Origin of the sequence: Streptomyces sp. NPDC059567, from assembly GCF_042735655.1 — a bacterium.
Classification (GTDB): domain Bacteria; phylum Actinomycetota; class Actinomycetes; order Streptomycetales; family Streptomycetaceae; genus Streptomyces.
Window position 1 is genome coordinate 1 of record NZ_JBHWBS010000024.1, and the last position, 14,171, is coordinate 14,171.

Below are 14,171 nucleotides of genomic sequence, written 5' to 3' on the forward strand. Positions count from 1 at the left end.
AGACAGCCCCGCCGCCGCCCCCCGCGCCCGCCCCCGCCCCGGGCGGCCCGCGGGGCGGGCCGCCGGCCCCCCCCCGCCTCGGGTCAGTGACGCGTCGCGACGACGACCGTCGCGTACAGCTCGTCCGACGTGACCAGACGCGGCGTCAGGCCGTGTCCGGAGAGCGCCTCGACGGCGTGGCCGGCCTGACGTTCGCTCGTCTCGACCAGCAGATGCCCGCCCGGTGCCAGCCAGTCGGCGGCCTCGGCCGCCACCCTGCGCAGCACGTCGAGGCCGTCCGAGCCGCCGTCGAGCGCGACCAGCGGCTCGTGCTCGCGCGCCTCGGGCGGCAGCAGGCCCACCTCGTCGGTCGGCACGTACGGCACATTGGCGACCAGCACCTCGACCCGGCCACGGAGCGCCCGCGGCAGCGGGGCGAACAGATCGCCTTCGAAGACCTTGCCGCCCCGCGGCTCGACGTTGCGACGCGCGCAGCGCACGGCGGCGGTCTCGATGTCCGAGGCGTACACCTCGGCGCCCTCCACGGCCGAGAGCAGCACGGCCCCCGCGGCGCCGGAGCCGCAGCACAGATCGACGCACAGCGCCCCGGGCCCGGCCAGGCCCACGGCGTGCTCGACGAGGAACTCGGTCCGCCGCCGAGGGACGAAGACCCCGGGGTCGACGGAGATCCGCAGCCCGGAGAAGGCCGCCCACCCCACGACGTGCTCGATGGGCAGACCGGCGGCGCGCCGCTCGACCATCGTGTCGAGTTCGTCGGCGCTGTGGGCGGTGGAGAAGAGAAGCTCCGCCTCGTCCTCGGCGAACACGCAGCCTGCGGCGCGGAGTCGGGAGACGGTGGTGGAGCGAAGGGAGAAGGACGGGTCGATCGACATGGAAACCTTCCGGGAAGCCGAAGGGGCTCCCGTGGTCACCTCTGTCGGGTTGACCACACGGTCGTCGAGGGGGAGCACCCTGCCTGCATGGCGTTGATGGGTCCCACCTCCTCGGTCGTCCACGGAACTGCTGGAGCCGGACACATTACATGATCGGCACCGTGTGGATCATCCGGCAGGGCCGCCGACTCAGGCGGTCAGCTGCGCCTCGATCGCCGCGACGACCTCGGGGGCCTCGGGCTCGGTACGCGGACGGAAGCGGGTGATCCGCCCGTCCTTGCCGATCAGGAACTTCTCGAAGTTCCACTGGACGTCCCCGGACTCGCCCTCGGCGTCGGCGATCTGCGTCAGCTCGGCGTAGAGCGGGTGACGGTCCTCGCCGTTCACGTCCGTCTTCTCCAGGAGCGGGAACGTCACGCCGTACGAAGTGGAGCAGAAGGTCTGGATCTCCTCCGCGCTGCCCGGCTCCTGCCCCAGGAACTGGTTGCAGGGCACACCGAGCACGGTGAAGCCCTTCTCCCCGTACTCCTTCTGCAGCCGCTCCAGGCCCGCGTACTGCGGCGTCAGACCGCACTTGGAGGCCACATTGACGACCAGGACGGCCTGGTCGCGGTAGTCGGCCAGCGAGATCGGGTCGCCGGACAGCGTGCGCAGGGGGATGTCGTACACACTCATGAAGAGCTCCTCGTCGAGAATCAGGCTGCGATCACAACACGAGTGAAGAACCACTGGCAATCGCCGTCGATTCCACCCCGTCCAGGACTGGGTGCCGGCCATACCATTCCGTATGGTACGGTCGTGGCCATGGCAAGCAGACGGGACTGGCTGCAGACCGGACTCACCGTGCTGGCGCAGGACGGCGCGCGAGCCCTGACCATCGAGCGGCTGTGTGCCGAGCTCGATCTGACAAAGGGCTCCTTCTACCACCACTTCAAGGGCATCGCGGGCTTCAAGACGGACCTGCTCGCGCACTTCGAGGCGGAGCACACCAGCCAGTTCATCGCCGGCGCCGAGAGCGCCGGCGCCCCCGCCCTGAGCAGGCTCCGGCGCCTGCTCGACCTGGTCCTCGACGACAAGAGCGACGGCGACGAGCTCGAGATCGCCATCCGCGCCTGGGCCCTGCAGGACGGGGAGGTCCGCGCCCTCCAGGAGCGCGTGGACCGCTTGCGCACCGACTACCTGCGCACCCTGTGGCGCGAGCTCGACGGCCCGGAGGCCGACACCGCGCCCATGGCCCGACTGCTCTACCTGATCCTCGTCGGCGCCCAGCAGGTCGTGCCGCCCCTGTCCGCTCCCGAGCTGCGCGCCGTCTACGGCCTGGCCATGCGCCTGGCCCCGCACGACTGGGAGGACGGCCCGTGAACGCACTCGCCCGATGGGTCCCGCGGCTGATCATCGCGACCGCGTCACTCCACTTCGGCTGGGCCTTCGCCCAGCCCCACGCCTGGAGCGGCATCGCCCGCGACGGCTTCTTCCGCAGCGTCGTCGACACTGGGGCAGCCGACTACTTCGCCCGCGAGTTCAGCGTCTGGTTCATGCTCTCCGGCGTCGTGCTCCTCGCCCTGGGCACGCTGGCCCGGCACGTCGTCCGTACGACAGGCCACCTGCCCGCGCAGGTCGGGTGGTACCTCGTGGGCATCGGGGTACCCCTGTGCGTCATCTACTTCCCCGTCACCGGCGGCTGGCCGGTGCTCGCCATCGGCATACTCGGCCTCGTCGCCGCCCGCCGCACCCGGACCGCGCCCATGACGGGCTACAGCTTCCGGAACAGTCCCTCCTGCACCACCGACACCAGCAGCCGGCCCTCGCGGTCGTAGATCCGGCCGCGGGCCAGGCCGCGGCCGCCCGTGGCGATGGGGGACTCCTGGTCGTAAAGGAACCACTCGTCCGCGCGGAAGGGCCGGTGGAACCACATCGCGTGGTCCAGCGAGGCCATGTCGAAGCCCCGCGGGCCCCACAGCGGCTCCACCGGGATCCGTACCGCGTCCAGAAGCGTCATGTCGGAGGCGTACGTCAGCGCGCAGGTGTGCACCAGCGGGTCGTCTCCGAGCGGGCCCACCGCGCGCATCCACACCGCGCTGCGCGGGTCCGCGTCCGTGACCTCGCCCTTCGTCCAGCGCAGCCGGTCCACGTACCGGATGTCGAAGGGCTGGCGGCGGGCCATCCGCTCCAGGGCCTCCGGCAGCGTGCCCAGGTGGTCGCGGATCTCGTCCGCGAGCCTCGGCAGCGTCTCCGGATCCGTCATGTGCCGCGGCGGCAGCTGGTGCTCGATCCCGGCCTCCTCCGGCAGATGGAAGGAGGCGGTCAGGTTGAAGATCGTCCGCCCCTGCTGGATCGCGGTGACCCGGCGCGTGGTGAAGGAACGCCCGTCGCGCACCCGCTCCACCTGGTAGACGATCGGGACGCCCGGCCGGCCCGGGCGCAGGAAGTAGGAGTGCAGCGAGTGCACAGGCCGGTCGCCCTCCGTCGTGCGCCCGGCCGCGACCAGGGCCTGGCCGGCGACCTGCCCGCCGAAGACCCGTTGCAGCGACTCCTGCGGGCTCTGGCCACGGAAGATGTTGACCTCGATCTGCTCCAGATCGAGCAGGTCGACGAGGCTCTCGGCGGGGTTGGTCACCGTCTTCTTCTCCTTAGAGCTGTCCCACGGACGTCACACGGACGATCGCCCGCCCCTCCTCGTCGGAGGCGGCGAGATCCACCTCCGCGCTGATGCCCCAGTCATGGTCGCCGTTCGGGTCGGCGAAGGTCTGCCGGACGCGCCACAGGCCGTGCGCCGCGTCCTCCTCGATCGACAGGAGCTTCGGGCCGCGCGCGTCCGGACCCGTCCCCAGGTCCTCGTACTCGTCCCAGTACGCGTCCATCGCCTCGCCCCAGGCGTCCGCGTCCCAGCCGGACTCGGCATCCATCTCGCCCAGCGCGTCCACGTTGTCCAGGGCCGCCAGCTCCACCCGGCGGAACATCGCGTTGCGCACCAGGACCCGGAAGGCGCGGGCGTTCGCCGTGACCGGCTTGACCTGATCGGCCTTCTCCTGCGCCTCCTCGGCCGTCTCGACCTCCGGGTTCGCCAGCTGCTCCCACTCGTCGAGCAGGGAGGAGTCCACCTGGCGCACCATCTCGCCCAGCCAGGCGATCAGGTCCTCCAGGTCCTCGGTCTTCAGATCGTCCGGGATCGTGTGGTCCAGCGCCTTGTACGCGCTCGCGAGATAGCGCAGCACGATGCCCTCGGTCCGCGCCAGCTCGTACCAGGACGTGAACTCCGTGAAGGTCAGCGCCCGTTCGTACATGTCGCGGATGACGGACTTCGGCGAGACCGGGTGGTCACCCACCCACGGGTGGGACTTCCGGTACACGTCGTACGCATGCCAGAGCAGCTCCTCCAGCGGCTTCGGGTACGAGATCTCCTGGAGCCGCTCCATGCGCTCCTCGTACTCGACGCCGTCCGCCTTCATCCGCCCGACCGCCTCGCCGCGCGCCTTGTTCTGCATGGCGGCCAGGATCTGGCGCGGGTCGTCGAGGGTCGACTCGACGACCGACACCATGTCCAGGGCGTAGGACGGCGACTCCGGGTCGAGGAGGTCGAACGCGGCGAGCGCGAACGTCGACAGCGGCTGGTTGAGCGCGAAGTCCTGCTGGAGGTCGACGGTCAGCCGGATCGTACGGCCCTCGGCGTCCGGCTTGTCCAGCTGCTCCACCACTCCGCCGTCGAGGAGTGAGCGGTAGATCGCGATGGCCCGGCGGATGTGCCGCAGCTGCGCCTTGCGCGGCTCGTGGTTGTCCTCCAGGAGCTTGCGCATCGCCTCGAACGCGTTGCCCGGGCGGGCGATCACCGACAGCAGCATGATGTTGGTGACCTTGAAGCGCGAGGTCAGCGGCTCCGGCTCGGAGCCGATCAGCTTCTCGAAGGTGGTGTCGCTCCAGGCGACGAAGCCCTCGGGCGCCTTCTTGCGCACCACCTTGCGGCGCTTCTTCGGGTCGTCGCCGGCCTTGGCGAGCGCCTTCTCGTTCTCGATGACGTGCTCGGGTGCCTGCGCGACGACGAAACCGGCGGTGTCGAAGCCCGCCCGGCCGGCCCGCCCGGCGATCTGGTGGAACTCCCGTGCCCGCAGCGTCCGCACCCGGTTGCCGTCGTACTTCGTCAGCGCCGTGAACAGCACCGTACGGATGGGGACGTTGACACCGACGCCGAGCGTGTCCGTGCCGCAGATCACCTTCAGCAGTCCCGCCTGCGCCAGCTTCTCCACCAGGCGCCGGTACTTCGGCAGCATCCCCGCGTGGTGCACGCCGATGCCGTGGCGGACGAAACGCGAGAGGTTCTGGCCGAACTTGGTGGTGAAGCGGAAGTTGCCGATCAGCTCGGCGATCTTGTCCTTCTCCTCGCGCGAGCACATGTTGATGCTCATCAGCGACTGCGCCCGCTCGACGGCCTGCGCCTGCGTGAAGTGGACGATGTAGACCGGGGCCTGCTTGGTCTCCAGGAGCTCGGTCAGGGTGTCCGTGATCGGCGTCAGCCGGTACTCGTACGAGAGCGGCACCGGCCGCGTCGCCGAGCGGACCACCGAGGTCGGCTTGCCCGTGCGCCGGGTCAGGTCCTTCTCGAACATCGACACGTCGCCGAGAGTGGCCGACATGAGCACGAACTGCGCCTGGGGGAGTTCCAGGATCGGGATCTGCCAGGCCCAGCCGCGGTCCTGCTCCGCGTAGAAGTGGAACTCGTCCATCACGACCTGACCGATGTCGGCGTACTTGCCGTCCCGCAGCGCGATGGACGCCAGCACCTCGGCCGTGCAGCAGATGATGGGCGCGTCCGCGTTCACCGACGCGTCGCCGGTCAGCATGCCGACGTTCTCGGTGCCGAACAGCTTGCACAGGTCGAAGAACTTCTCCGACACCAGCGCCTTGATCGGCGCGGTGTAGAAGGTCACCTGGTCATTGGCGAGCGCGGTGAAGTGCGCACCCGCCGCGACCAGCGACTTCCCCGAACCGGTAGGGGTCGACAAGATCACGTTCGCACCCGAGACGACCTCGATCAGCGCCTCTTCCTGGGCCGGGTACAGCGTGATGCCGCGGCCCTCCGCCCATGAGGAGAAGGCCTCGAAGAGGGCGTCGGGGTCGGCGTTCGGCGGGAGCTGATCGATAAGGGTCACGCCCCCATCTTGCCTGGATTCCGGCCGGATGAGGGAACCGGCCACCGGCACGAAGATCACGGACGATACGCTGCCTTGTCGACCGGTCGTCAACTGAGCGCCGGCGCGGGAGGAATGGGGCGGGGACGAGCATGATGGGACCGGCGCACTCGCTGTCCGGAGCGGCGGCCTGGCTGGGCGTCGGAGCGGCGGCGGCAGCCGCCGGGCACCCGATGCCCTGGCCGGTGGTCGTCGTCGGGGCGCTCATCTGCGCGGGCGCGGCCCTCGCCCCCGACCTGGACCACAAGTCCGCGACCATCTCGCGCGCCTTCGGTCCGATCTCGCGGGGACTGTGCGAGATCGTCGACAAGCTCTCCTACGCCGTCTACAAGGCCACCCGCTCCACCGCCGACCCCCGACGGTCGGGCGGCCACCGCACCCTCACCCACACCTGGCTCTGGGCCGTGCTCATCGGCGCCGGAGCCTCGGCGCTGGCCATCACCGGCGGCCGCTGGGCGGTCCTCGCGATCCTCTTCGTCCATGTCGTGCTCGCGGTCGAAGGCCTGCTGTGGCGGGCCGCACGGATGTCCAGCGACGTCCTCGTCTGGCTGCTCGGTGCCACGAGCGCCTGGATCCTCGCGGGCGTCCTCGACCAGCCCGGCAACGGCGCGGACTGGCTCTTCACCGGCCCCGGGCAGGAGTACCTCTGGCTGGGCCTGCCGATCGTCCTCGGCGCCCTCGTCCACGACATCGGCGACGCGCTGACGGTCTCCGGCTGCCCGATCCTGTGGCCCATCCCGGTGGGGCGCAAGCGGTGGTACCCGGTCGGGCCGCCGAAGGGGATGCGCTTCCGCGCGGGCAGCTGGGTCGAGCTGAAGGTCCTGATGCCGGCGTTCATGCTGCTCGGCGGCGTGGGCGGGGCCTCGGCGCTCGGCTTCTTCTAGCGGCTACGGGCGGGCCTGCCCCAACTGCGGGCCCACTTCGTCCAGCGCCGCTTCACGATCGGCCGCTGAGCACTGGGCGAGCCGCGCCGGGCCGCACGCGCTCACGCGCCCGTGCGGCCCCGCCCGGCTGCCCCGCCCGCGTCTTCGGTCCGGCCGACGGGTCCGGCCCGGCGCCCCCGGGCGGTCAGCCGTGCCAGGAGCGCCATAGGGCCGCGTACGCGCCGTCCGCCGTCACCAGTTCGTCGTGGCTGCCCAGTTCGCTGATCCGGCCCTCCTCGACCACCGCGATCACATCCGCGTCGTGCGCGGTGTGCAGGCGGTGGGCGATCGCGACGACCGTGCGGCCGTCCAGGACCCGGGCCAGCGAGCGCTCCAGGTGGCGTGCCGCGCGCGGGTCGAGGAGCGAGGTCGCCTCGTCGAGGACCAGGGTGTGCGGGTCCGCGAGGACCAGCCGGGCCAGTGCGATCTGCTGGGCCTGGGCCGGGGTGAGCGCGAGCCCGCCCGAGCCGACCTCGGTGTCCAGGCCCTCGTCGAGCGCCCGCGCCCAGCCGTCCGCGTCGACCGCGCCGAGCGCCGCCCACAGCTCCCCGTCCTCGGCGCCCGTGCGGGCGAGCAGCAGGTTGTCGCGGAGCGAGCCGACGAAGACGTGGTGCTCCTGGTTGACCAGGGCCACATGCTCGCGCACGCGCTCCGCCGGCATCCTCGCCAGCTCGGCGGAGCCGAGGGTGACCGAACCGGTCCGCGGGGCGTAGATGCCCGCGAGGAGCCGGCCGAGCGTCGACTTGCCCGCGCCGGACGGGCCGACGAGGGCGAGCCGGGTGCCCGGGGCGACGTCCATCGACACGCGGTGCAGCACGTCGACCCCCTCGCGGTAGCCGAAGTGCACCTCGTCCGCGCGGACCGTCCGGCCCTCCGGCCGCACCTCCGCGTCGCCCGCGTCCGGCTCGATGTCCCGGACGCCGACCAGCCGGGCCAGCGACACCTGGGCGACCTGCAGCTCGTCGTACCAGCGCAGGATGATCCCGACCGGTTCGACCAGCATCTGGGCGAGCAGCGCGCCGGTGGTCAGCTGCCCGACGTCGATCCAGCCGCGCAGGACGAACACACCGCCGAGCATCAGTACGCCCGCGAGGACGAGTGTGTGCGTGAGGTTCACGACCGGGAAGAGCACCGATCGCAGGAAGAGCGTGTACCTCTCCCACGCGGTCCACTCGGCGATCCGCCGGTCGGAGAGGGTGATCCGGCGTGCGCCGAGGCGGTGAGCCTCGACCGTCCGGCCCGCGTCGACGGTCTCGGCGAGCGCCCCCGCGACCGCCGCGTACCCGGCGGCCTCCGAGCGGTACGCCGACGGCGCCCGCTTGAAGTACCACCGGCACCCCACGATCAGCAGCGGCGCGGCGATCACCAGGGCGAGCGCGAGCGGCGGCGCGGTCACGGCGAGCCCGCCGATCAGCAGACCGGCCCACACCACGCCGACGGCGAGCTGGGGGACGGCCTCGCGCATCGCGTTCGCCAGCCGGTCGATGTCCGTGGTGATGCGGGACAGCAGGTCGCCGGTGCCGGCCCGCTCGAGCACTCCCGGGGGGAGCCCGACCGACCGTACGAGGAAGTCCTCGCGGAGGTCGGCCAGCATCTCCTCGCCCAGCATCGCGCCGCGCAGCCGCACCAGCCGCACGAACAGGGTCTGGACGACCAGCGCGAGCGCGAACAGGGTGACGGTGGTTCCCAGATGGAGTTCGCGCGTCCCCTCGGAGAGCCGCTCGACGAGCGAGCCGAGCAGGTACGGGCCCACCATCGAGGCCGTCACCGCGACCGCGTTGACGCCGACGAGCAGCGCGAACGCCCCGCGATGGCGGCTCAACAGATCGCGTACATAGGTGCGCACGGTCGCGGCCGTGCCCACGGGCAGGGTCGTCGCCGACGTCGGGGCCGCCGGGTCGTACGCCGGTGGCGCCAGGCCGATCATGCCGACTCTCCTTCCAGCTCTGCTGCGAGCTTCGATGCGAGTGTGTCTTCCCTCGCCCGGTCGTCCCTGGCTCGGTCGTCCCCGGCCCTGTCGTCGCGGGCCGCTTCGTCGTCGGTGTCGCGGGTGACCACGGCCCGGTAACGCGGCTCGGCACGCAGCAGTTCGCGGTGCGTGCCGACGGCCACCACCTCGTCGTCCTGGACGAGAGCCACCCGGTCGGCCCGGTCGAGCAGCAGCGGTGAGGAGGCCAGGACCACCGTCGTACGGCCCTCGCGCAGCCCCCTCACCCCGGCGGCGACGCGCGCCTCGGTGTGCGAGTCGACCGCCGAGGTCGGCTCGTCGAGGACCAGCACCTCCGGGTCGGTGACCAGGGACCGGGCCAGCGCCAGACGCTGGCGCTGGCCGCCGGAGAGCGACCGGCCGCGCTCGGTGATCCGAGTCCTCATGGGGTTGCCGTCGGTGTCCACGGACGCCTGCGCGAGCGCGTCGAGGACGTCCCCGCACTGCGCCGCGGCCAGGGCGTCCGCGGGCCGGACCGCGCCGGAGGAGGGCACGTCGAGCAGCTCGTGGAGCGTGCCGGAGAGCAGGACCGGGTCCTTGTCCTGGACCAGGACGGCGGTGCGGGCGGTGTCCAGGTCCAGTTCGTCGAGCGGCACCCCGCCGAGGAGGACCGAGGTGTGCCCCTGGCCCGCTTCCGTGGGGTGGCCGCCGAGCCGGTCCGCGAGCCGTCCGGCCGCGTCCGGGTCGCCGCAGACGACCGCGGTCAGGAGTCCGGCGGGGGCGAGCAGCCCGGTGACGGGGTCGTACAGATCGCCGGTCGGATTGCCGTGCCCTTCCGCCGTCGTGGTGGTGGTCCGTGCCAGCGACAGCACCCTGGCCGCTCGCTTGGCGGAGGGCCGGGAGAAGGAGTAGGCCATGGCGATCTCCTCCACGTGGCGAAGGGGATGCAGCATCAGCGCCACCGCGCCGTAGACGGTGACCAGTTCGCCGACCGCGATCCGCCCGTCGAGTGCGAGCCTCGCCCCGTAGGCGAGCACGCCCACCAGGAGCAGACCCGGGAGCAGGACCTGCACGGCCGCGATCAGGGCCCACATCCGGGCGCTGCGGACCGCGGCGCGCCGGACCTCCTGGGAGGCGGTGCGGTAGCGGGCGAGGAACAGCTCCTCGCCGCCGATGCCGCGCAGCACCCGCAGCCCGGCCACGGTGTCCGAGGCCAGCTCGGTGGCCTTGCCGGCCTTCTCGCGCTGTACGTCGGCGCGACGCGTCGCACGGGGGAGCAGCGGCAGCACCGCGAGGGCGAGGACCGGCAGACCGACGGCGACCAGGACACCGAGGGCGGGCTGGTAGAACACCAGCCCCACGCAGACCAGGACCATCGTGAGAGCGGCCGCGGCGAAGCGCGACAGCGCCTCGACGAACCAGCCGATCTTCTCGACGTCAGAGGTGGAGACGGCCACGACCTCGCCCGCGGCGACCCGCCGGGTGAGGACGGAGCCGAGCTCGGCGGTCTTGCGCGAGAGCAGCTGTTGGACGCGCGCGGCGGCGGTGATCCAGTTGGTGACGGCGGTGCGGTGCAGCATCATGTCGCCGACCGCGATGGCCGCGCCCAGCACGGCGAGCAGGCCACCCGCGAGCGCGAGCCGTCCGCCGTCGCGGTCCACGACGGCCTGCACGGCGAGGCCGACGGCTACGGACAGCCCGGCGATGCCGAGTTGCAGCAGCAGTCCCCACAGGAGGGAGCTGACCTGCCCGCCGAGTTGGTTGCGGCCGAGCCAGAAGAGGAACCGGGTGCCCGAACGGACATCGGGAATCCCTGGATCTGCATACGGTAGATCGCGAATCTTCATGTCGTCCCAGGGCTTTCCGTCGCTTCGCCGAGTGGCGCAAACCGTGCAAGGTTCGCGCTGCCGGACCACCCGGGGCAATCGAATTTCTCGTAGAGGCACACAGAACGCGCCAAGGTCGCACGACGCCCCTGGACGCCTCGAACCCCCCGCGCTTCACTCGCGACCCATGAGACATCAGAAGATCATGAGCATGATCGGCGGGCTCGTCCTGGCCGCCGGCGCCCTGCTCACCGCGCCCCCGGCCGCCGCGGACGCTCCCGCCGACCCGCCCCCGGCCGAGTTCGGCAGCGACTGGCACGACCCGCTGACCGCAGCGCCGCCCGTGACCAAGCCTCCGACCCGCTCCTGCGAGGTCCTGCTCGCCGCGGCCCGGTTCCGTGACTTCACGCCGTACAAAGGGAGTTACGCACCTCCGAAGGAGTGCGGCACCCGCTGGAGCAAGGTCGTCCTGCGTCTCGAAGGAGAGGTGAAGGGGCGTCAGTACGACCGCCTCGGCCACCTCGCCGTAGGCGGCGTGGAGATCTTCCGCACCTCCACCCCGCAGCCCTCGCCCGACGGCATCCGCTGGTCGGTGGAGAAGGACGTCACCCGCTATCGCGACACCCTCGGCCGTCCCCAGCCGGTCGAGATGCTCATCGGCAATGTCGTGAACGAGACGTACACCGGCGTCATCGACGTCCGGGTCACGCTCACCTTCTACACGGCCCGTGGCGCTGTGAAACCCGCGGCGAACACCCCCGAACGGGTGCTGCCGCTCGACTCCACCGGCCTGACCACCCCGCGCAACACCGAACGGATCCTCGCCGAGGTGTACGCCACCGGCTCGGGCGGCGGCTGCGAGGAGTACTGGTACCTGACCGTGCCCGACGCGGCGCCGTACTCCTGCAAGGCGACCGACGGGCCGTACCGCGAGGTCAGGATCTCCGTCGACGGACGGACGGCGGGCATCGCCGCCCCCTTCCCGACGGTGTGGACGGGCGGTTGGTCCAACCCCTTCCTCTGGTACGTCACCCCCGGACCGCGCGCCTTCGACATCCAGCCGATCGTCTACGACCTGACCCCTTTCGCGGGCATCCTCAACGACGGCCGCGCCCACCGGGTCGAGGTGTCGGTCCTGGGCGTCCCCGCCGGTCAGACCGGCTGGAGCACGCCCACCAACATCCTGCTCTGGCAGGACGAGGGCCGCGCCGTGGTCACCGGCGGGCTCGACCGGTACGAGGAGTCCGCCCCGCACAACTCCTCGATGCACACGCCGGGTTCGGAGCAGCGGCTGGACACCGAGGGCGGGCACGCGCTCACCGTCGCCGGTCATCTGGACACCTCGCACGGCCGCGTCGACACCACGGTCGCCCGGACCCTCGCGCACACCTCCGTGCACCGCTGGGCCGAGGGCGAGAACCCGGACGCGCTCACCGCGCGATGGACCGACGACGAGAGCGTGACCGTCGGACGCACCACGACCCGCACCCACCGCACGTACACCATGGACGGCGAGACGACGATCGGCGCGGGCGACCGCCTGAAGACGGTGCTGGCACTCGGCGACCGCGCCCACACCGAGGTCGTACGGGGCGGAGAGCGGCTCTCCTGGTCGCGCCTCGACCACAGCTACGCCGGCGATGCCACCTACACCACCGGTGTGCCCCGCGATCAGCGCCATGCGGTCGGGACGACGTCCGACCGCTACCGGCTCCACGGCTCTCGCGGCTGCTACGACCGCACGGTGAGGACGGCGCAAGGGGCCCTCACCGAGGACCGTTTGCGCTGCTGAGCGGTGTGAGAGGGGCCGGTGACGGGTTGGTTTGGAGCAAGGTCCAAGATTTACGTGGATGTTGCATCGGGTCTTCTGTGGAATACACGGCTCCGACATAGTGGCGCGCACTGCGGAAGTTTCTTTCCGCATGACAGAAGTCCGCTACGGAGGAGTGCCCGTGCCGCACGCCGCCCCACCAGCACCGCCCGCGCCGTCCCTCGCGCGCCGCGCAGCCCGTCTGCTGCGCACCTCGCTCTTCGCGCAGGTCGCCTGCGCGCTCCTGCTCGGAATCCTCGTCGGGCGGCTGTGGCCCGAGGCCGCATCGGCCGCCCAGCCGCTCGGCGACGGATTCATCCGCCTCATCAAGGCGATGATCGCCCCGCTCGTCTTCTGCGTGGTCGTCGCCGGCATCACCAAGGCGGGCGACCTCAAGGCCTTCGGCCGCATCGGGATCAAGGCCCTCATCTGGTTCGAGATCGCCACGACCGTCGCCCTCGTCTTCGGTCTGCTCGCCGGCAACCTCTTCGGACCCGGCACCGGGATGAACATCGACCCGGCCACCCTCGACGCCTCCGCCGTCGACGCCAAGACCGGAGGCGGGGAGCTCCCCTCGACCTCCGAGTTCCTGCTGCACTCGCTGCCCGACAGCGCGGTCGGCGCCTTCGCCGAGAACTCGTTGCTCCAGGTGCTCGTCCTGTCCTGCCTGGTCGGCGCCGCCCTGCTGCACCTCGGCCAGAGCAAGGTGCCCGCCATCCTGCCCGCCATCGAGCAGGCCCAGGAAGTCGTCTTCGCCGTCGTCGGCTTCATCATGAAGCTCGCCCCGCTCGCGGTCTTCGGCGCCACGGCCCACCTGGTCGGCGAGTACGGGCTCGGCGCCCTGAGCACGTACGGCAAGCTCATCGCGGTCTGTTACGGCGTGGCGCTGCTCTTCCTGCTCGCTCTGGCGCTCGCCCTCAAGGCGCTCACCGGGATCAGCCTCTGGAAGTTCGTCCGCTACACCCGCGAGGAGATGCTCCTCGCGCTGGGCACGGCGTCGAGCGAGACCGTGATGCCGCGCATGATGCAGAAACTGCGCGCCGCCGGCTGCCGCGACGACGCGGTGGGGCTCGTGCTGCCGACGGGCTACTCGTTCAACCTCGACGGAGCCTCGATCTATCTCTCCGTCGGAACGCTCTTCATCGCCCAGGCCGTCGGTGTGGACCTCGGCATCGGCCAGCAGATCACCGTCGTCCTCGTCCTGATGCTCACCAGCAAGGGCATGGCGGGCGTGCCGGGTTCGGCGTTCCTCGCGCTCTCCGCGACCGCCGCCGCCCTGGGCGTCATCCCGGTCGCGGCCGTGGCCCTGCTGCTGGGCGTCGACCGGATCATGGACGCGATGCGCGTCGCCACGAACCTGCTCGGCAACTGCGTGGCCGTGTTCGTGGTCTCCCGCTGGGAGGGGGCGCTGGACCGCGTGACGGCCAAGGCGGTACTGAACGGTGAGATCCCCTTCGTACCGGAACAGGCCGACGAGACCGCGTCGGCCGAGAAGCCCGTGGACGCCGCCGAGCAGTCCCGGGCGGCTCAGCAGCCGGCGAGTTGAGCGACCGCGGGGCCCGGCCGGTGCGAGCCGGGCCCCGCGCGCCGTTCGCCGCCAGAGCGTGTCCGGCGGACAAGGGTCGGAACG

Annotated in this window: 11 protein-coding genes; 5 read left to right on the forward strand and 6 right to left on the reverse strand. The window is 71.5% G+C overall.

Annotated features, from left to right (window positions below; all coding sequences use genetic code 11):
- Positions 1 to 83: 83 nt before the first annotated feature.
- Positions 84 to 872, reverse strand: coding sequence for a putative protein N(5)-glutamine methyltransferase (locus ACFVZW_RS13905; protein ID WP_384520597.1), 789 nt, complete (start codon positions 870 to 872; stop codon positions 84 to 86).
- A 189-nt stretch (positions 873 to 1,061) separates the two neighbouring features.
- Positions 1,062 to 1,547 (reverse strand): glutathione peroxidase, encoded by a 486-nt coding sequence (locus tag ACFVZW_RS13910; RefSeq protein WP_384520599.1) that lies wholly within the window; start codon positions 1,545 to 1,547, stop codon positions 1,062 to 1,064.
- Between the two features lie 129 nt (positions 1,548 to 1,676).
- On the opposite strand from ACFVZW_RS13910, the gene ACFVZW_RS13915 reads away from it, so the two are divergent.
- Entirely contained in the window at positions 1,677 to 2,234 is a 558-nt protein-coding gene (locus ACFVZW_RS13915; RefSeq protein WP_384520601.1) for a TetR/AcrR family transcriptional regulator, read from the forward strand.
- The gene (locus ACFVZW_RS13920; RefSeq protein ID WP_384520603.1) at positions 2,231 to 2,689 is read left to right on the forward strand and encodes a DUF6463 family protein; all 459 of its coding nucleotides are present in this window, start codon (positions 2,231 to 2,233) and stop codon (positions 2,687 to 2,689) included. Before ACFVZW_RS13915 ends, ACFVZW_RS13920 begins: the two co-directional genes overlap by 4 nt.
- On the opposite strand, the gene ACFVZW_RS13925 is transcribed toward ACFVZW_RS13920, so the two are convergent.
- The gene (locus ACFVZW_RS13925; protein WP_384520604.1) at positions 2,626 to 3,489 is read right to left on the reverse strand and encodes an acyl-CoA thioesterase; all 864 of its coding nucleotides are present in this window, start codon (positions 3,487 to 3,489) and stop codon (positions 2,626 to 2,628) included. The two genes, ACFVZW_RS13920 and ACFVZW_RS13925, sit on opposite strands and share 64 nt — an antisense overlap.
- Positions 3,490 to 3,502: 13 nt before the next feature.
- A complete protein-coding gene (locus ACFVZW_RS13930) occupies positions 3,503 to 6,076 on the reverse strand; it encodes a DEAD/DEAH box helicase (protein ID WP_384520606.1) in 2,574 nt (857 codons plus the stop codon).
- Positions 6,077 to 6,147: 71 nt separating this feature from the next.
- Between ACFVZW_RS13930 and ACFVZW_RS13935 the strand changes: the two genes are divergently transcribed.
- Entirely contained in the window at positions 6,148 to 6,939 is a 792-nt protein-coding gene (locus tag ACFVZW_RS13935) for a metal-dependent hydrolase (protein ID WP_384520608.1), read from the forward strand.
- Positions 6,940 to 7,123: 184 nt separating this feature from the next.
- Here the strand turns inward: ACFVZW_RS13935 and ACFVZW_RS13940 are convergent, their stop codons facing one another.
- Together ACFVZW_RS13940 and ACFVZW_RS13945 are read right to left on the reverse strand one after the other, a co-directional pair.
- A complete protein-coding gene (locus ACFVZW_RS13940) occupies positions 7,124 to 8,905 on the reverse strand; it encodes an ABC transporter ATP-binding protein (RefSeq protein WP_384520610.1) in 1,782 nt (593 codons plus the stop codon).
- Positions 8,902 to 10,752, reverse strand: a complete 1,851-nt coding sequence (locus tag ACFVZW_RS13945; protein WP_384520611.1) for an ABC transporter transmembrane domain-containing protein — start codon at positions 10,750 to 10,752, stop codon at positions 8,902 to 8,904. Before ACFVZW_RS13945 ends, ACFVZW_RS13940 begins: the two co-directional genes overlap by 4 nt.
- Before the next feature lie 166 nt (positions 10,753 to 10,918).
- On the opposite strand from ACFVZW_RS13945, the gene ACFVZW_RS13950 reads away from it, so the two are divergent.
- Together ACFVZW_RS13950 and ACFVZW_RS13955 are read left to right on the forward strand one after the other, a co-directional pair.
- Positions 10,919 to 12,523 carry a peptide-N4-asparagine amidase gene (locus ACFVZW_RS13950; RefSeq protein WP_384520613.1) on the forward strand — a complete coding sequence of 535 codons (1,605 nt, stop codon included), beginning with the start codon at positions 10,919 to 10,921 and terminating at the stop codon, positions 12,521 to 12,523.
- A gap of 220 nt (positions 12,524 to 12,743) precedes the next feature.
- On the forward strand, positions 12,744 to 14,087 hold the full coding sequence (locus ACFVZW_RS13955) for a cation:dicarboxylate symporter family transporter (protein WP_384520702.1): 1,344 nt from the start codon (positions 12,744 to 12,746) through the stop codon (positions 14,085 to 14,087).
- Positions 14,088 to 14,171 lie beyond the last annotated feature (84 nt).